12 protein-coding genes are annotated in these 20,411 nt (G+C 36.2%); 1 reads left to right on the top strand and 11 read right to left on the bottom strand.

Annotated features, from left to right (window positions below; genetic code table 11):
* Nucleotides 1-19: 19 nt before the first annotated feature.
* The 6 genes from GIY83_RS06800 to GIY83_RS06775 all read right to left on the bottom strand — a co-directional run bounded on the left by GIY83_RS06800 (nucleotide 20) and on the right by GIY83_RS06775 (nucleotide 9,517).
* Nucleotides 20-2,269, bottom strand: a complete 2,250-nt coding sequence (locus tag GIY83_RS06800; RefSeq protein WP_208685913.1) for a S9 family peptidase — start codon at nucleotides 2,267-2,269, stop codon at nucleotides 20-22.
* A 381-nt stretch (nucleotides 2,270-2,650) separates the two neighbouring features.
* Nucleotides 2,651-4,066 carry an APC family permease gene (locus tag GIY83_RS06795; RefSeq protein WP_208685911.1) on the bottom strand — a complete coding sequence of 472 codons (1,416 nt, stop codon included), beginning with the start codon at nucleotides 4,064-4,066 and terminating at the stop codon, nucleotides 2,651-2,653.
* Nucleotides 4,067-4,686: 620 nt separating this feature from the next.
* Nucleotides 4,687-5,922 carry an FAD-binding oxidoreductase gene (locus GIY83_RS06790; protein ID WP_208685909.1) on the bottom strand — a complete coding sequence of 412 codons (1,236 nt, stop codon included), beginning with the start codon at nucleotides 5,920-5,922 and terminating at the stop codon, nucleotides 4,687-4,689.
* A gap of 77 nt (nucleotides 5,923-5,999) precedes the next feature.
* Nucleotides 6,000-7,010, bottom strand: a complete 1,011-nt coding sequence (locus GIY83_RS06785) for a 4-hydroxyproline epimerase (protein ID WP_208685907.1) — start codon at nucleotides 7,008-7,010, stop codon at nucleotides 6,000-6,002.
* A gap of 3 nt (nucleotides 7,011-7,013) precedes the next feature.
* Complete coding sequence (locus GIY83_RS06780; protein ID WP_208685905.1) at nucleotides 7,014-8,582, bottom strand: aldehyde dehydrogenase (NADP(+)); 1,569 nt, start codon at nucleotides 8,580-8,582, stop codon at nucleotides 7,014-7,016.
* 20 nt (nucleotides 8,583-8,602) lie between these two features.
* Nucleotides 8,603-9,517, bottom strand: a complete 915-nt coding sequence (locus tag GIY83_RS06775) for a dihydrodipicolinate synthase family protein (protein WP_194619377.1) — start codon at nucleotides 9,515-9,517, stop codon at nucleotides 8,603-8,605.
* 138 nt (nucleotides 9,518-9,655) lie between these two features.
* Here GIY83_RS06775 and GIY83_RS06770 point away from each other — a divergent pair, with 138 nt between their 5' ends.
* Nucleotides 9,656-10,498, top strand: coding sequence for an AraC family transcriptional regulator (locus GIY83_RS06770; protein WP_194619378.1), 843 nt, complete (start codon nucleotides 9,656-9,658; stop codon nucleotides 10,496-10,498).
* A gap of 364 nt (nucleotides 10,499-10,862) precedes the next feature.
* On the opposite strand, the gene GIY83_RS06765 is transcribed toward GIY83_RS06770, so the two are convergent.
* The 5 genes from GIY83_RS06765 to GIY83_RS06745 all read right to left on the bottom strand — a co-directional run.
* Entirely contained in the window at nucleotides 10,863-12,470 is a 1,608-nt protein-coding gene (locus GIY83_RS06765; protein WP_208685903.1) for a RagB/SusD family nutrient uptake outer membrane protein, read from the bottom strand.
* 11 nt (nucleotides 12,471-12,481) lie between these two features.
* Entirely contained in the window at nucleotides 12,482-15,490 is a 3,009-nt protein-coding gene (locus tag GIY83_RS06760) for a TonB-dependent receptor (RefSeq protein WP_208685901.1), read from the bottom strand.
* A 365-nt stretch (nucleotides 15,491-15,855) separates the two neighbouring features.
* The gene (locus tag GIY83_RS06755) at nucleotides 15,856-17,796 is read right to left on the bottom strand and encodes an OmpA family protein (protein ID WP_208685899.1); all 1,941 of its coding nucleotides are present in this window, start codon (nucleotides 17,794-17,796) and stop codon (nucleotides 15,856-15,858) included.
* 11 nt (nucleotides 17,797-17,807) lie between these two features.
* On the bottom strand, nucleotides 17,808-18,713 hold the full coding sequence (locus tag GIY83_RS06750; RefSeq protein ID WP_208685897.1) for a type IX secretion system membrane protein PorP/SprF: 906 nt from the start codon (nucleotides 18,711-18,713) through the stop codon (nucleotides 17,808-17,810).
* 64 nt (nucleotides 18,714-18,777) lie between these two features.
* The coding region (locus GIY83_RS06745; protein WP_208685895.1) for a gliding motility-associated C-terminal domain-containing protein at nucleotides 18,778-20,411 on the bottom strand (1,634 nt) is incomplete at its 5' end.

The following is a 20,411-nucleotide window of genomic DNA, read 5'->3' as shown; positions in this document are numbered from 1 at the left end:
AATTCTTTTAAAACGTTTTTTACTTATAAACTTCACTCCATGCTGGTGGCGTAACTCCCAATAAATGCTGCACAAAATAGTCTCTGCGCTTGCGTTCTCCGTAATCGCCTCCGGCTGAATGTCCCATTCCGGGAACGGTTACTAATTCAAAATTTTTATTGGCTTTTATTAGCGCGTTTGCAAATTGCATGGTCGATGCGGGATCTACATTATCATCTAATTCTCCCACAATCAACATCAAATTACCGTTTAGTTGTGCAGCATTAGCGGTATTCGAGCACGCTTCATATTCCGGACCTACAGGATATCCCATCCATTGTTCATTCCACCACATTTTATCCATTCGATTATCATGACAACCGCAAGAGGCAACGGCCACATCATAAAAATCAGAATTAAATACTAAGGCTGCTCCGGCATTTTGCCCTCCGGCTGATGTACCGTGAATTCCCACTTTATCAATATTCATATATGGATATTTGGCAGCAGCGGCTTTCATCCAGAGTTTTCTGTCAGGAAAACCACCATCTTTTAAGTTTTTAAAACAAACGTCATGAAACGCCTTTGAACGATTAGAAGTGCCCATTCCATCAATCTGAACTACTATAAATCCTAATTCTGCCAACGAAGACATTGCCCAGTAATAAGGCTGGAAATTTTTAGGAACAAATGAATCCTGCGGTCCTGCATAAATATATTCGATAATAGGATATTTTCGATTAGGATCAAAAGTAGTCGGACGTACTATAACGCCCCAAATATCTGTTTTTCCGTCTCTCCCTTTGGCTGTAAAAACCTCCGGTGCTGTCCATCCTGTTTTTTGTAATTCAGTGATATCTGCTTTTTGCATTTCTACAATAGCTTTTTGTGTTTCGACACTTTTTAAAACGGTAACGGGTGCAAAATCTACACGCGAATACTGATCGACATAATACTTGTAATCCTGCGAAAAAGTTACTTTATGATTGCCGTTTTCTGTCGTTAATCGTGTGAAGTTTTTTCCATTAAAATCAATTCGGCAAAAGTGTACTAAATAAGGATCCTGATCTTTGTCGAGTCCGCTTGCTTTAAAATAGATTTGTTTCTTTTTCTCGTCTACTTTAATTACTTCTCTAACTGGCCAGTTACCTTTTGTTATTTGATTTTTTACTTTACCTGTAAGAGCATCGTATAAATACAAATGATTCCATCCGTCGCGTTCCGAAGCCCAGATAATTTCATTGCTTTTTTTACTGTCAAAACGATATCTTTTTCCGCTGTATTCAACAAATGTCGGACTTGTTTCTTCTATAATAATTTTCACTTTTCCAGTGGTCGCATTTACTTCCAGAACGCGATAAACCTGATGCCCTCTTTGATTGTATTCGAAAGTAAAACTGCTGCTGTCGTCTTTCCATTCGATCCCCGAAAGATCATATTGCTCGTGAAATAAATCAGTCGCTACGGAAATTTGCTTTTTTGAAGCCACCACAAACAATTGCGGACTTTTGAATGGTAATTGATCACCTGGTTTTAAATAATCTCTGGTTTGTAATTTGGGCTGAAACTGATCTTTAGGACTTGATTCTACAAAATAAATTTTGTGTTCTTCCCCCGGTCTTACTTTATATGCCATGATTTCGGCACTATTTGGTGACCACTGTAAATATGATGAATAATAAAAACCTTTTGAGCCATCATAACTTAACTGGGTTTCTACTTTTGTCTTTTTGTTTTTGATATATAAATTATAATTCTTTATAAATGCTGTGTGCAAAGAATCTGGAGAACCTACAGGTTTATTGCCGAGTTCATCAAAGTTTCCGCCCCAATACTCATTTGTTTTTATTGGCTTTTTATAACTCCCTAATTTTGTTAATTCGTAAGTCTTTAAATTACAGGAAATTTTAAGTGAATCGGTTGTAAAAACAAGCGTTGACAATGTTTTGTCGAATTCTAAATTTTCAATCGGGAGATCTTTGGCGTTTACTTCTTTGCCCACTATTTTCGAAAGGGATTCCCCAAGCTTAACGGCATCAAATGCTTGTTGCTGTTTTTGCTGTTTGGTATCTACCAAAAGAAATTCTTTCCCTTTTAACAGGTTATTGCTATACCATACATAATCATTTCCTACCCAATGAAACTCTTTAGGAATATTAGTTACCTTATTTTTGAATAAAGAATCGACAGCGTTTGCTCTCTTATACTCTTTCAAAGTTCCCTGAGCCTGAGCTATTAAACAATACGAAAGTGTTAAAAATACACTTATTTTCTTACCAGTTGTTCTCATAATTTAAATATTAATAAAAATATATATTATTTATTGAGATCTATGCGTTAATATTAACAAATACTAATATTATATTACCCATCGAAACAATAATGTGAGGAAAATCAGTTATTAAATGCAAGTAAGGTGTTGAAAAACAGTTTTTCTTAACCTCAAAAATGAAATGAAGTAAATCGAATTATTTTTTCTTTGGCTTAAGCCAAAATAAATTTCAATACACCTATTTAAGCATTACATATTGTAGAGACGCACAGCAGTGCGTCTACGCAAAGTTTTTTGATATGCAAAATGTTAGACACATAATAATGCATCTACATTAATACCTGATTCAAAATTTTAATAGACCTAACAGGTTTTAAAAACCTGTTAGGACGTGAAAGATTAATTTGGCGTTTTTTCTTTTATTAAATAATAGATTGGAATTCCCATTAACATAATTAAAACACCCCAGCCACAAGTAGAGAATTTGGTGAACAATAACGAAATACAAACTGCCGAGGCAATTACAATATACAACAAGGGTAAAAATGGATATCCGATCGCTTTATAAGGACGCACCGCATCGGGCATTTTTTTACGAAGAATGATAATACCGTAAATTGTCAGGATATAAAAAATCAGCACAATGATGATTACGAAGTCTAATAAATCACCGTATTTTCCGGTAAGACACAATACCGAAGCCCATAAACATTGTGCCCAAAGCGCCCAGGCAGGAACGCTTGCATGGTTTAATACTGCTGCTTTTTTAAAGAATAAACCATCAGTTGCCATCGTATAATACACTCTGGCTCCTGCCATTATCAAACCGTTATTGCAGGCAAAAGTCGAAATCATAATCATGATCGCGATGATCAGCGTTCCGATATCTCCAAAAATATAGTCTGAAGCCACCACCGCTACCCTATCTGATTTTGCGCCGGCAATTTCGCTAAGCGGAATAACGGCTATATACATTATATTGGTCAGTACATAAATGATGGTGACGATTAAAGTGCCCAGAAACATACTTAAACCCACATTTCGTTTTGGATTTTTTATTTCTCCTGCAATAAAGGTAACGCCGGTCCAGGAATCACTTGAAAATAAAGTTCCCACCATCGCAGCAGAAATCCCTGAAATTAAAGCCGTTCCTCCTATTGGAAACCACGAACCTGTTTCGGTATTAAAGGAATGTGGTGTCCAGGCATCTGTCCAGTTGGCGCTCCATACAGAAGATTTTGCGGCTAATGTTAACCCAAAAATAATTAAGCCTAAAATCGATACTATTTTTATGATCGTTAGAATGGTTTGCAAAATTTTGCTGTTTTTTACTCCGCGGGTATTCAGATAGGTGAGAAAAATGATGGTTACAATGGAAACGATTTGTGCTACATTGAGTTTAAAACTTCCCATCTCGTAAATAATATTATCATCACTTACCGCCGGAATTAAATAGGCAGTAAATTTCGAAAACGCAACGCCAACCGCCGCAATGGTTCCGGTTTGAATGACTGCAAAAAAGCTCCAACCGTATAAAAATGCGATTAGTTTATTATAGGCTTCTTTAAGATACACATATTGCCCGCCGGCATTAGGAAACATGGCGCTTAATTCTCCGTAACTTACTGCTGCAATCATAGTGATGATTCCTGAAATAAGCCATATCAAAATAAGCCAGCCTGTAGAACCTACTTGTCTGGCGATATCGGCACTTACAATAAATATTCCTGACCCAATCATAGAACCTACTACAAGCATGGTTCCGTCGAGAAGTCCGAGTTCTTTTTTAAATTCTTCCTTGTTATTGTCTATCATTTTTTGGTTGTTTTTTGTTTAGGAATGGGATAATCTGTTTTTTAAAATTTTAAATGTGGTTAGTATTTAGAATTTATGTTGTGAGTTGTAATGAACATGAAGCTTTAAAGGATTTTAATGATATTTTTTTTAGGAGCTAATCCCGCACCCGAGCCTGAAAGTGCGAATTGGCGAAGCAATCCCTTTCAATCTTTTGTACCGAACACCGGCACAAAAGGATTTCCACTTCTATCGGGGCTAGGGCAATCATTTTCACAATAATATTCTCGTCCAATTTGTCATTTCGACGAAGGAGACCAGAACGATAGCGAACAGGCGAAGTAAATCTTCGCAATCCCGAAGCTTCGGGACGCAACGAGAATCTAATCTTTGTAGAGTTCCTAGTGTGATTTCTCGTTCCTCGAAATGACAAGATTAAGCTGATAAAATCCGTTTTAATCTGTGTTTTCGCAAAGCGAATCCGTGTCATCCGCGTTCAATATTGTTTCCAATCTTTGTCGAGCTTGGGTCGAAATGACAAACTCTTTATGCCTTTCTGAAAAATTTGTTCGCAAGAATTCAAAACGTCATTGAATAAAAAAAATCAGCTTCATGTTTGGTTAAAAAATGAAGCTGATTTATTAGAGTTGAAACATTTGAGTATCTACAGAAGTCGTTTTTCCTGAAATGATTTCTTCTACTATTTTGCCTGTGGCAGGCGCCAGACTTAATCCCATCATGGCGTGTCCTGTGACTAACGTTAAATTTTTAAGTTTTTTATCTCTCGCAATAATTGGCATTCCTGAAGGTGTACAAGGTCTGAAACCAAACCAGGTATCTTCTACTTTTGGCATTTCAATTTTTAAATCCGGATAAAAGTCATTTACTGAATTGACAATTCCCTGTAGCCTGTTTTGATTGATTTTGGTGTCATTGGTGTGAGTAATTTCCATGGTTCCTCCAAAACGGATATCATTATTCATAGGGGTTACGGCAACTTTTCCTTCGCATAAAATTGTCGGGATCGACGGTTTATGGTTTTGATCGTTAAGCGTAAAACTGTATCCTTTTCCCGGTAAAATCGAAATGTTTACATTCAATTTTTTGGCAATATGAGGACTCCACGATCCTGTTGCTAAAACCACTTGGTCTGTTGTAAAATTGCCTTTATCGGTGATGATTTCGGCGACTGCGTTATTCTTTAAAACAAAATCACTTACGGTGGTTTGCGAATGAATTTTTACGTTTAATTTATTCAGTTCTTCTTTGATGAATTGCATGAATTTTTGCGGATAAACATGCGCATCACTTTTGTAATGCACACCACCAATTACGTTTGTAGCGGTTCCTGCTTCTAATTTTGAAACTTCTTCTTTCGAAAGAAAATCGACTTCTAATCCTAATTTTTCTGCCAATATTCCTTCATGCTGAATTTCTTCGCCTGTTTTTTCGGTTTTAAAAAGCATCAAAAGTCCTTTTTCTTCATAAAAAAAGGAGTTGTTTTGTTTGGCAAAATCCTGATACAAGTCTTTACTTAAAAGCGATAAATTACAAAGTGCAGGCATGGCTTTTTCAACATGCTTTAAATTGGCGTGTTTGTAGAATTGTAATCCCCATTTCATTAAATCCATGTTTAATCTGGGTTTTACATAAAACGGACTTTGACTATCAAACATCCATTTTATTCCCTGCGCAATCATGCCAGGTTGTGCCAGCGGAATTATATGCGAGGGAACAATCATTCCTGCATTTCCATAAGAACAGCCGTCACTCATATCTGATTTATCAAAAACAACTACTTCATAACCTTCTTTGGCTAAATAATAGGCTGAACACAAACCTATTATTCCTCCGCCAATTATACTTACTTTTTTCATTAGTATTATAAATTTAAAAAATCATTGGCAAGAAGTTTTTCTGTAAACCAATGATTTTTTTATATTATCATTTTTTTTTAAATCACCTGAAAACCAAAAGCATACGGATCATCATCTTCATCAATAATGATATTGTTGTAACCGTAAACTTTTGCCCAGCCCTGAATACTTGGTACTATGGCTTTGATATTTCCTATAGAAGTTTCTTCTTCTACTCTGCCAATAAATTTACTTCCAATAAAACTTTCGTGTATATAATCTTCTCCTTTTTTTAGTTTTCCTTTGGCGTGAAGCTGTGCAATTCTTGCCGAAGTTCCGGTGCCGCATGGTGAACGATCGATGGCTTTGTCTCCATAAAAAACGGCATTTCTTCCTGACGAAGTTGGATCGATAGGATCTCCTGTCCACAACATATGACTTACATCACGAATAGTATCATTCTCTGGATGAATGAAAAGATTTAGATATTTCTCGTTGATGCGTTTGCGCACTTCCTGACTGTACTGCACAATTTTTCCGGCTGTAAAATCCTGAACGCCCGAGAAATTCTGTTGCGGATCTACAATGGCATAATAGTTTCCACCGTAAGCGACATCAAAAACAATTTCGCCTAATTCCGGACAATCAATAGTAAGGCCTTCTGCTGCCAGATATGATTTTACGTTTGTCAATCGTACCCAGTCTACTTTTTTACCGGTTTGCTGGTATTCGATCTGAACAAGTCCCGCCGGAGCTTCCATCTTAATTTTTCCCGGAATTTTGGGTGTCACCAAACCTTCTTCGATTGCGATAGTTATGGTTCCGATAGTTCCGTGACCGCACATGGGCAAACAACCTGAAGTTTCGATAAACAAAATTCCGAAATCATTTTCTGGATCGCTTGGCGGATATAAAATACTGCCGCTCATCATGTCATGACCGCGGGGTTCAAACATAAGTCCTTTACGAATCCAGTCGTACTCTTTTAAAAAATGTTGTCGTTTTTCGCTCATGTTGTTTCCAACCAAATTGGGTCCGCCACCAGCGACAACTCTTACCGGATTTCCGCACGTATGTGCATCAACACAAAAAAAGGTTTTTCTTGGCATAAATTATATTGGGTTCTTTGTTAGTATATCGTTTACAGTTCTGGTAATATTTAAAGGATTTTTATCCTGTAAAGCGCCTGGCAATAATTGATCTGGCCAATCCTGAAAAGTTACCGGACGAACCCATCTTTTCACCGCTGTTAATCCTACAGATGTAAATTTACTGTCTGAACTTGCAGGAAAAGGTCCGCCGTGTGTCATTCCTGAACAAACCTCTACCCCTGTTGGGACATTATTAAAAATCAATCGTCCTACTTTGTTTTTAAGGCTTTCGATTACTTCGCTGAAGTTGTCCCATTCCTGTAAATCAGCATTTAAAACTGTTCCTGTCAATTGACCTTCTAACTCCAGAATAATGGTGTTGAGCTGCTGCACATCATCGCATTTGACTACTACAGAAAATGGCCCGAAAACTTCTTTGTGAAATGTTTTATTTTTTAAGAAGGTTTCACCATCCACCGCAATTATATTTTGCAATGCGTAATTTGGTTTTACCACTTTCTCCAAACTGGTTTCCTGCGTATATCCTTCCTGGTCAAGCACTTCTGATTTCAGGTTTTCGTATTGCTTTTTTATAGTAGGATGCAGCATGCAGGTTGGAGCTAATTTGTCTGTCTCTAAAGCTAAAATAGCAATAAAATTATCTAACTCAGCGCTTTTTATTCCTAAAATAAGGCCTGGATTTGTACAAAATTGCCCTGTTCCTGCCACAATTGATGCGGCATAATTTTTAGCCCATTTTTCTCTTTCCCTTTTTAAAGCTGAAGGCAAAATAAGTACGGGATTGATACTTCCCATTTCTGCATAAACCGGAATTGGAATAGATCTGTTGGCCGCAATTTTGCAAAGTGCTGTTCCGCCTTTTATACTTCCTGTAAACCCAACTGCTTTCACGGAAGGATGTTCTACCAAAGCTGTCCCCACTGCTATACCGCTACTGTTCAGGTTAGAAAACACACCATTTGGCATTCCGGTTCTTTTGGCTGCTTTTATAACTGCCGAAGCTACTAATTCGCCTGTTCCGGCATGAAGCGGATGCGATTTTACCAGTACAGGACAACCGGCAGCTAATGCACTGGCGGTGTCTCCGCCGGCAGTAGAGAATGCAAGCGGAAAATTACTTGCTCCAAAAACAACTACCGGCCCAATTGGAATCTGCAATCTTCGGATGTCGGGTTTGCCTTCTGTTTTATTAATGATTGCTTCTACCCACGAACCTTCTCTTAACATAGTGGCAAATGCTTTAAGTTGTCCGGTTGTTCTGCCACGTTCCCCATTTGCTCTTCCGGCAGGAAGTCCTGATTCCTGAATATAAGTGGTTAATAAATCTTCGCCAAGGGCTTCAATTTCTTCGGCAATCGCGTCCAGAAAATCGGCTTTTTTTACGTCTGCAATTGTTGCGTAAGTCTTAAAAGCTTCTTCGGCTAATGCTACGGCTTGCGAAATTTCTTCGTCTGTAGCTTCGTAAAAAACAGTTTCATTCTCCGAGTTTAATTCGGGGTTGATTGTTTTATAGGTCGTTTTACCTTTTGCGGAAAGCACATCTCCAATATAATTTTTTCCTGTAGTCATCGCTTTCTTTTAAACTTTAATTAAATACTTTTATAACCTGGCAATACGGGTCTGTTTTTCATTGCAAAATCAATGATAGACAAAACGCGTTCTCTTTCTTTACCCTGCAATGGCAATCTTGGTGCTCTTACATTTTCTGTTCCAAGTCCGGTGGCTACTTCGGCCAGTTTTATATTTTGTACCAATTGCGGAGAAATATCCAATTCTAATAATGGCATAAACCATCTGTAAATTTCTAACGCTTCGGCTACTTTTCCGGCTTTTACCAGTTTGTAAATAGCAACTGTTTCTGCCGGATATGCCACTACTAAACCTGCAACCCAACCATCAGCTCCGGCCACTAAACTCTCAAGTGCCAAAGTATCGACTCCGCAAAGCACTTTTAGTCTGTTTCCAAAACGGTTTCTGATTCTTGTTACATTACTAATGTCTCTGGTGGATTCTTTTACTGCCTGAATGTTTTCGAGTTTTAAAAGTTCTTCAAACATGTCTAATGTTACCTCAATTTTATAATCTACAGGATTATTGTAAATCATAATAGGCAATGAAGTGCTTTTAGCAATTTCCTTAAAATAAACTACTGTTTCATGATCTGTTGCTTTGTATCGCATTGGCGGCAAAAGCATCAAACCATTTACGCCCAATTCTTCTGCACGTTTTGCCAGAGTAATGGCTTCGCTGGTAGTTTGCTCGGCAATATTTACAATAACCGGAATTTTTCCTTCGACGATTCGTAAAGTGTTGTTTATTAAAACTTCTTTTTCTTCTTTAGTTAATGTACTGGCTTCTCCAAGGGTTCCTCCCAGAATGATTCCATTAACTCCAGCATCAATTTGTGCTTTAATATTCTTTTCGAACATTACGAGGTCCAGTTGACCTTCTGCTGTAAACTTTGTTGTTACAGCTGGCATTACGCCTTCCCAATTTATTTTCATATTCTTAATTTTTATCAAAAATAAAGCTTAAAGAAAAGAGCTCCTGTGTGATTATTAGCCTTTATCAATACTATATTACCACATCTATTGTATAATCTGTTTTTTTTGTTAATATTTACATATCCTAAAAATATCACGTTGAAAATTCTACCTTTTAAAATACCTAAAACCGAAAGAGAAGCTCTAATTTATCAGGAAGATATCGAGCGTGTTTTCTATGACCAATTGCACCAGCATGAAGAAATTCAGATTAGTTATATTGCAAAAGGTTCCGGAACTTTAATTGTGGGAGATTCTATAAATGATTATAAGGAAGAGGATATCCTGGTAATTGGTGAGAATGTTCCTCATGTTTTTAGAAGTAATGTAGAGGCAAATCCGGAATCGGTAATGCTGACTTTGTTCTTTACGAAAACTTCTTTTGGTAAAGATTTTTTTAGTCTTAATGATATGAGTTCTGTAGATGATTTTTTTAAAGATTCTGAGTATGGTATGAAGATCCTTTCGAATCAAAAGAAAATTACACATCATTTTAATAAATTAAAAAAGCAGAATAAAATTCAGCGTATTGCTTCTTTCCTGAAAATTATCAATATTATTATTTCTTCGGAGAAAACGCCTCTTTCGTCTTTTGTTTACAAAAAGAAATATACTGATGATGAAGGCCGCAGAATGAGTGCTGTTTTTGAATATGCCATAGAATTCTATCATCAGAATATTACTCTTGATGAAGTGGCAGAGAAAGCCAATATGAGTAAAAATGCTTTTTGCCGTTATTTTAAAAAACGAACCAACAAAACTTTCTTTCAGTTTTTGATTGAAATCAGAATTGAAAATGCCTGTAAGTTACTCCACAACAAAAAAGATCTTTCGATTGCTTCTGTGTCTGAACTTTGCGGTTTTCAGGATATTGCTAATTTCAACAGAAAGTTTAAGGAGTTGAAAGGAATTTCGCCTTCGCATTATCGCGCTCAGTTTTAAGTTTTTTTTCATGCAGATTTTTTTTAATCGCGCAAAGACGCAAAGGCGCAAAGTTTTTATTAAACTTGTTTTTATAAATTGTCAAAAAAATAAGTCTTTAGCTAAATGTAAACATTTGGCTAAAGACTATAGTTGTCTGCACATTTTTGTCATCCCGAGGAACGTGGGATCTCCGTTAGTCGCTCGAGAATTTTTGAAATACTTTGTGTGAGTTTCTTGTGGAGATTGCTTCGCCAGTTCGTACTTTCAGGCGCGGGCGCGGGATTAGCTCCTAAAAAAATGAAAAGCCATTCCTAAACAAGGAACAGCTTTTCACACACTTATAATTACAAGCAACCAACTTGTAAAATCTTCATATTAATTTCTAGTAACCAGGGTTTTGTTTTAAATTGCTATTCTTAGCCATTTCTGACTGAGGAATTGGGAAAATAGCTCTAAAACTATCATTAGCATCTCCCTTTTTAGAAAACCATGATTTTGTTGAGTATATTCCGAATCGTATTAGATCTTGTCTTCTATGGGCTTCTCCAACAAATTCCCATGCTAATTCGTCAAGGAAACCGCCGTACTGAATATCAGCACCTCCTTCGTAATTTGTAATTACTCCGGCCTTATAAGTTCCGTATTTATACACGCTGCCTCCTAAAAGTTTTGCGCCTGATACTACAGCCTTGGCAAGATTGGTGTTTTTGAAATTTCTTTGTCTGACTTCACTAACAATGGCTGCGGCTGCACCGGCATCGCCTTTTCTTAGTAAGCATTCCGCTTTGATCATCATAGCATCGGCTAATCTATAAAAAGGAACATCGTTACTGGCTTGTCCTACAACACCAGGACCAATTTCGTATTTCACCATTCGGTAACCTTCATTTGGCTCACAACCATCTACGCTGGTCATGTAATTAATGTATTCGAATTGTGTTATTTTATCGTCTAACATTATTGGCTCTCCTTTACTTGTAAATTGCTTACCTCCTATCCAGCAATCTTTTAATCGTTGATCATCCGGATCGTAAGTATCGATGAACTGAGGGATTCCGCCAGTTCCGTTCCATGGACCTCCTGCCAAATCATAAGTGGCCTGACTTGCCGCTGCCAATGTTCTGTACGGCCAGCTTGTTCCCGGAGCTTTTACCTGATCGTAAGGGATTGATAATATTTGTTCTGTAGAGAATTCATTTTTTATCATGAAGTTGTCTCGATAATTAGTGTTCAATCTAAACCCGCCATTATTGATAACATCATTAACCTGAGCCAAAGCTTCATCCCATTTAGGTGTTCCTAAATAAACACCGGCATTGAGATACAATTTTGCCAAAGTCATTTTTACAGCCCACTGATTGATTTTACCATAAGTCGAAGAATTATTCTTATCGCTTAAATAAGGCAAAGCTGTTTTTAATTCGCTTTCTACAAAATCATAGACTTCTTTTCCTGTATTTTGAACCGGTAAATATCCCGGAGGGTTGATATATGAAGTTACAATAGGAACATTTCTGAAATTATCTAATAACAAGTAATAATAAATGGCGCGTAATGCTCTGAGTTCCTGAATGACATTCTCTTTGTTATCAACGCCTTCTAATTGCTCTATTTGATATATCGCTCTATTAACTTTATTGACTCCTGTAAACATATAATACCAGTTACCTTCGGCCATAGGAAGTGCGGTACCCCAGGTATGTTTATGCATTGTAATATAGTAATCTCCCCAGCCAATACCGTTTCTTTGAGGGGTTACCATTAGATCTGATGAATCTTCATAAAGGTTGTAAATAGCATCCCAATCTGAATAAATTTGTCTGAATGAATTGTATGCCGGTGCAACAATACTGGCTAAATCTTCCGAAGTTAATTTAGTATCCTCGGCACTTACTTTGTCGTAAACGGTCTCATCTAAATTTGTACATCCTGTTCCTAAAAGCAATAAGCCCGAAATAAGAATTTTGTATACTATATTTTTATTTTTCATTTTGATTTAATTTAAAAAGTTACATTTAAACCTAGTGTAATACCTCTGGTACTTGGATATTTATCCCTTCCGTCCATTCCTTGCGACAAAGGATCTTGTCTTTTTATTTCAGGATCTAATCCTTTATATTTTGTAAATGTGGCTAAGTTATTTCCGGATACATACAAGCGCATTGCGTTTATAATTTTGAATGGTGTTACATCAAAATTATACGAGAAGGTTACATTATCTACCTTTACATAATCTCCTTGTTCAACATAATAACTTACATAGGTTTGATTGTAGTTTAGTATCTCCTTACCATAAACTTTATCATATGCACTCTCTAACATATTATAAGCAATTGTTGGGTTTTCGTAAAACATACGCTGGGTATTTAGGATTTGAAAGTCGAATGCTCCTGTTAGTACCACACTTAAGTCAAATTTTTTATATGTGAAAGTATTGGTCCACCCTGCATAGTATTGCGGAATACCATTTCCTAAATATTGCTTATTGGCATCGTTATACATTTCTGTGGTAAGTGTTTTTCTTGTACCGTCAGGTAATTCTACTATCCATTTTCTATCCTCTTCCGGTACAGATGAAGCCCAAGTGATATCCACAGATTTTAATCCCCAGAAATTACCTATTGATTGTCCTACTTCTAATCTGTGTGTTTCAAACGAAATTGGATCTCCTGTGTTTCCTGTGTTCAGGAAATCTCCTTCTATTTTATATAAATCATTCGAAAGACTTGTTAGCTTATTTTTATTGTGCGAAAAAGTCATAGAAGAGTTCCAAACGAAATCTTTTGTTTTAACAGGGATTGTATTTAGAAGGATTTCAAATCCTTTGTTTTCCATTTTTCCAACATTTGCCGTAATTTGAGGGAACAAATAAGGAGGAGTTGGTACAGCATAATCCCATAACATATCACTTGTCTTTTTATTATAGATATCAAAACTTCCTGAAATTCTATTGTCGAAAAATCCAAAATCAAGACCAATATTTACCTCGGCCGTTTTCTCCCAACGCAAATCAGGATTTGGATTACTTACCGGCTCTAAACCTTTGACCCATTTTCCGTTACTAAAGAAATAGCCGTCATATTTGTACAAAGTCATAGACATATAAGGATCATTAGGTATTACTCCTGTTTCTCCGTAACCTCCTCTTAATTTTAAAGTATTTATAGCCGCAACATCTTTTAGAAAAGACTCTTTATTGATACTCCATCCTGCAGAAACAGCCGGGAAATTACCCCATTTGTGATTGTCTCCAAATTTAGAAGAACCTTCTCGTCTGATACTAAATAACAAATCGTATTTGTTATCAAAATTGTAGTTAAGCCTGCCAAAGAATCCGATTAATTTACTGTCATTTTTATAACTATCCATGAATCCAATACCATCTGACAAACCATTTCCTGCCTCTAAATTATTATAGGAAAAGGCATCTGTTGGAAAATCAGAATTCCTTGCCTCAAATCCTTGATTTACGGTATATTGATAACTGTATCCACCTAGTACTGTAAAATCATGCTTGCCTAAATCTTTATGGTATTTTGATGTAATTTCTACATAATCATTATCTGTAACTCCTGTACTTCTTGAGGCAACTCCATTTCTTTTATTAATAGTATTTGAATAATGTTGTTTGCTTTCAGCATATCCATTTAAACCTGTATTTTTATTTTTTGAAAGCTGTGCACTTACATCCCATCCTGGTAATAAATCCAAAGTTAAATTAGCCGTAAATCTTTGCCAAGTACTATTTCTGTCCTGTGTTGTTTCATTCAAAATCGCTACCGGGTTGTAATACTGAAGCTTACCAGAATCTTCGTTATAAGTGCCATTTGGGTTGTATACCGGAGCAGTAGGATTTCTGATCATTGCCTGTCTGTAAGCGTAAGCAGTAATTGGCTCTTCAAGTCCCATATCTTGTGTCCCGTTTAGTAAGCTTAAGTTGATCTTTAACTTATCATTGAACATGGTATGATTGACATCAAATGAAAATCGGTACTCTTTATTATAGGTGTTAATAAAAGCTCCTGTTTGATTTACGTAATTAAGGTTTACAATATAATTTGTTTTAGCAGTTCCGCCTTTTAAAGCTAAATTATGATTTTGAGTAAATCCGGTTCTTGAGATTTCATCTAACCAATCTGTACTGGCACCACCGTCTGTAAAAGGAAGGGTAACACCTTGTGCACGCAAACTTCTTTGCTGACTTGCATCTAAAAATTTAGCTTTATTAGCAAAACTTGATGTTGTAGCAAATGTTGAGTACGTAATTGTTGGCGCTATTTCGCTATTTACTGTTTTTGTTGTAATAAGAATTACTCCATTAGCTCCTCTGGTTCCATAGATTGCTGCTGCCGAAGCATCTTTTAAAACATCTATCGAAGCAATTTCATTTGGCGCTACGGTATCAATACTTCCGGGTACTCCATTAATTAATACCAAAGGCCCTGTTCCTCCTTTTAGAGTTGAGAATCCACGTAATGTAATATTGGGTGTTGAACCTGGATCTCCTGAACCGTTATTAATACTTAAACCTGCAACTTTACCTTTAATAAGATCAGAAGCATCATTAATAGCTCCTCTTGTAAAATCTTTTTCTTTTACACTGGCTATAGCACTGGTAACTCTTGATTTTTTCTGAGTTCCGTATCCTACAACAACTACTTCATTTAACTCTTCTTTACTTTCCTGAAGTGCAACATTTACTACATTTTTATTCAAAACAGCAATTTCCTGAGTTAAAAAACCCATATAACTAAAAACCAATTTTGAATCTTTATTTTTAAGTGTAATCTGAAAATTACCATCGAAATCACTTACAACGCCATTAGACGTGTTTTTTTCTAGAACTGATACTCCCGGTATAGGAATATTATTTGCATCTGTAATTTTACCGCTGATTTTCTGTTGTGAAAACGAACTAAAAACAACAAACAAAAACAAAATCGTAAAGAACATCTTGTCTCGGTGAGAGGATGTTGCAGTACTTTTAAAAACATGCGTGGTTGGTTTCATAATTTAACATTTTGGTTAGTGTATTTTTAACACTTGTAAAATTATGTTAAATTGGAGTTAACAAAATTGTTGATATTACCACATGATAATACTATATTATCCTCTTTTTACTAAAAGCACCCTTATTTAGCAAATCAGTTAATTATTTAACAAAAAATTACATCAAAAAATATATTATCTATCATTTTACACGCAAAACACCTATAAGTATTCAATGTAACTATGAGATAATAAATCTCTTATGATTGTCTTATAGAAATGTCTTCCTAAATCGCTATTGCACTTTTAATTGAAGTGCTATAATAGAAAATGCCCTTTCTAAAATTATAGAAAGGGCATTGTATTGAAATTTATTTAATCGAATATTATTCTATCGAAATGATGATAAACTCACTTCGTCTGTTTAACTGATGTTCAGCTTCTGTACAAGGTACACCATCACCACAATTATTAATGAGCTGGCTCTCGCCATATCCTTTTCCAGTTAATCGATTTGAAGCGATACCATTTTTTGTTAACCATTGCACGGTTGCTTTGGCCCTTCTGTTGGATAAGGTCTTATTGTATTCTTCGGTTTGTCTACTATCTGTATGAGAGCGAACATCGATTCTCATCTTTGGGTATTGTTTCATTACTGCCAGAATTTTTTCCAGTTCAAAAGCTGCATCTTTACGGATGAATGATTTATCCAAATCAAAATAGATAATAGGTATGTTGAGCGTTTTAGCTAAATCAGTTCCTACCCCTATTGGTTTTATTCGTTTTTCTAATGCCACTACAACACTTGTATCGCCTTCTTCTCCTATTATAGTTACGGGAACTTCTTTGGTTTGGTAGTCTTCTTTTGTGGCTCTTACATAGTATTTTTTATTGCATTCTACATTAAATGTATAACTTCCATCTGCTTGTGTAACAACCTCATTGATAACTTTAAATTGTTCGTCGAGCAAAGTTACTTTGGCATTGTCTAATACTTTGCTGTTTTCTAAATCAACAATTGTTGCTTTTAGTTTTTGCTCGCAAAGCAGTTTTCTTGTTTCGGTAATTTTGTAAATATCATCGTTTCCAATTCCGCCTTCTCTGTTAGAAGAGAAAAATCCGTTGCTGGTATCGCTATTGATAATAAAGGCAAAATCATCTTGTTTACTGTTTATTGGCGCCCCCACGTTTTGCACTGCCGTAAAACTACCATCGCTTTTAATTGTCGCTACAAATACGTCAAGTCCGCCTAATCCTGGTCGTCCGTCACTGGCAAAGTACAATTGGTTGTCTGCGGCAATAAAAGGGAAAGTTTCTCTTCCTTCGGTATTAATGGCAGGCCCCAGATTTTCTGGCTTACCAAAGCTTTTATCATTGTTAATAGTAACACTATACAAATCAGATTGTCCTAAACTTCCGGGCATATCAGAGGCGAAATATAGCTTTTTTTCGTCATTGCTAAGTGCAGGATGTGCCGTACTGTATTGATCACTATTGAAAGGTAATTCGGTTATATTTATCCATTTATCATTAATAAATTCAGCTTTATAAAGCTTTAGCAATGTAATTTTCTGATCATCTCTACCTCTTTTTCCTTTTAGATAGTTGTTTCTTGTAAAATACATTGTTTTTCCATCTTTTGTAAAAACAGGTGTCGATTCGTTGAACTTAGAATTGATTTTCTTTTCAAATCGTTCTGGTTCTCCTAATGTTCCGTCTGTTTTTAATTCTGCCCAATATAAATTGGTAAACGCTTTATTGGTCCATTTGAATGTTTTTCTACTTACCCCTCCTGTATCTCTAGCGGATGCAAAGACAATTTTGTTGTTGAAATAAGCGCTTCCGTAATCTGTTTGTTTGGAGTTTATTCCTGCATTCGCTATTTGGAATCTTCCTGAATTGGCTTTTATTTGCTCGAGATAGTTTTTATTATTTTCGAATAAAATACCTCTTTTATCTGTTGTAGTTTTTTTATTGAAAGCTTCGAGGATTTTATCCGCTTTAGCGTAATCTCCCGCTGCTTTCAACGTTTGTGCGTAGCGGTAATAATATTCGGGTTCCTGCTCGGCATTCATTTCAAAAAGGGCATCGTACCATTTGGAAGCCTTAATTAGTTCGCCATTAAAATAATAAGCATTACCAAGTCTCTGAAACATTGTTTGATCTTTATATCCTTTTTCTGCAACTTTTTCATAAGTTCCAATTGCATCAATATAAGCATATTGGGTATAGTCTTTATCTGCTTTATTCTGACTAGCTGTTTGCGCGTTTGCTTTTAGCGCTATAAGTGCTAAAAAAATGGAAGAAACTATATGTTTAATTTTCATCTGTAAAGGATTTAGAAGAATCTTGGTGAAGTGATACGGCTATAATTATTGAAGAATTCGAATCGCAGGAATATCTCATGTGAACCTGAATTATAATTATTTAATCTCGTTGTTTCGCGGTCATACGAATATCCAATAAACAATCCGTCGGTTAGCTGAAATCCAACCATTGCACTTAATGCAGCGCTCCATCGATAGGCTAAACCTGCTACAAATTTATCATTGAACATAAAGTTTGCCGAAAGGTCTACTTGTAACGGAGACCCTTCGACCATTTTTGTCAATACCGCCGGTTTGAATTTAATGTAAGGATCTAAATCAAATACATAACCTGCCATTAAATAGTAGTTGATTTTGTCTTTGAAAATCGCCGTATCATTATCATCGTATCTATTGGTTTCGATAAAATTAGGAACTGATAATCCTACGTAGGCTTTATCTGAATGCCAATATACCCCTGCTCCAATATTTGGCGAAAATTTACTGTTGAGATCCTGAAATTGCGGATCGCCCTGATGTTCTGGCTGCAGTTTGTTTACGTCAAGACTAAAAAGGTTGGCCGTTGCCTTGATTCCAAAAGACAGCTTAAAAGTCTCAGATGTCGGGATTGTATACGATAAGTCAGCAGATAGGGTGTTCTCGTTTGTTGGTCCTATTTTATCGTTTACCAATGAAACTCCCATTCCCAGATTACTGTTGCTTAAAGGGGTATTTACTGAAAAACTACTGGTTTCCGGTGCTCCGTCAAGACCCACCCATTGCGTACGGTACAAGCCAAAAAGACTCATTGCTCCTCTTGAACCCGCATAAGCAGGGTTTATATTGATGGTGTTGTACATGTATTGTGTGTACTGCGCGTCTTGTTGTGCAAATCCTACAGCGGAAAAAAACATAAAAACTAAAACTAATTTTCTCATTTATTTTTCTTTTAATAATGGCTTAGCTTTTTAGGGACTAAGCCATTTTAATTTGTTCTAACTATTATTTACTCAGGTATAAATATCCTGCTTCCTGATGTGCGTTTGAATCGCTGTCTTTGTACTTAAGAATATAGTAATACGTTCCAACCGGTAATCCGTCTGATTGTTTTACTGTTGTGCGTCCTTCAGAGATTCCTCTAAAAGCACGTTCTTCGTTATTATAATTCTCGCGCTCGAACACCAAAACTCCCCAACGGTTGTAGATCTCTACTGTATTATCCGGATAACATTCTATCCCCTGAATATAGAATCGTTCGTTTTTGGTATCTCCATTTGGAGACATCGCATTAAAGATTTTGATTACACAGCCTTCGATTTGTGAAACAGTTGGATTATTTCCTGTGTTATCATTGTCATCAGAAGCATCACTTACCGTAACACCCAGAGGATTTTTTGCAGTTACAAAAGCCTGATTAGAAACTTTCCCTGCATTGATATCACTTTGTTTTAAGGCATAAATTCCTTTAAAATTAGTATTATTACTTTCTCCCGGAGATAACGAGATTGTTCCTCCTGTCATAACAATTCCTGGTAAGGGATCGTTAATAACAACATTTGTTAGCCTCACATTTCCTGTATTGGTAACAACAAAACTATAGGTTATGGTTTCACCTGCTTCGGCATTTTTATTATTGTTTTCATCATTAAATACCGCTGTTTTAACTAAGGCAATTCCTGATTTTTGTTCCAAAATAGTAACCGTACAAGTAGGACAAGTAGGTTCGTAAAATTTATCTTGTGGAGTTAATGGTGAAATATCTTCAGAATCATTATCGATACTTACTCCGTTTGGATCATTTCCGGTAACCATAGCTAAATTATATACTGCTCCCAAATCGATATCTGATTGTGTAAGTACATAACTTGCTGTAAAAGTTGTTGTATCAAAAGCTAGTGGTTCTAGTGAAATTGGTCCACCTGTAACTGTAACCATAGGGTCAGTTACTACAATATCTTTGATGGTAACATTTCCTGTATTAATAACTCTAAAAACATAATTAATACGATCACCTTCACTTACTGATCCGTCATGATTTGCATCTTCAAATATTCCGTGTTTCAATAATTTTAAACCAGGATTCTGAAATAACTTGGTTATTGTTGGATCATTTTTCCCCGGTAACGCAGGATTATTGCTGTCTGATAAATTAGATATTGGAGTTCCCACAATTGGAGTTGCTGTTACCAAAGCCTGATTGTTTATCGCTCCTGCATCAACATCTGCCTGTGTGATTACATAAGTAGCGCTGAATGTGGTATCGTCTTTTGTTCCAACATTTAATACCGCAATTGGTCCGCCAGTCACAGTAACCATTGGGTCAGTTACAACAACATTGGTTAATTGCATTGTTCCCGTATTGACTACTGAGAAATTATAGGTAATCGTTTCTCCTTTTTGAGCAAAACCATCGCCATTAGCGTCATTAAAGGTTTCCTTTTTGATCACTTCAATAGAAGGTACCTGAACTATAACATCTATTGTAGCTGTATCACAAATTAATGGATTAGCTTTTTGACAAATTGAATACGTGATAACATGAGTGCCCGGTGCTGTATTGGCATCAACACTAATGCTTCCGTCTGCATTCAACGTTAATCCTGTTGGAAGAACCGTTGAAGTGGTAAGTGTAACAT

This window comes from Flavobacterium sp. SLB02 (genome assembly GCF_009664855.1).
Classification (GTDB): domain Bacteria; phylum Bacteroidota; class Bacteroidia; order Flavobacteriales; family Flavobacteriaceae; genus Flavobacterium.
Note: the sequence above shows the minus strand (reverse complement) of the source record. Positions and strands in the feature narration are given on the sequence as shown.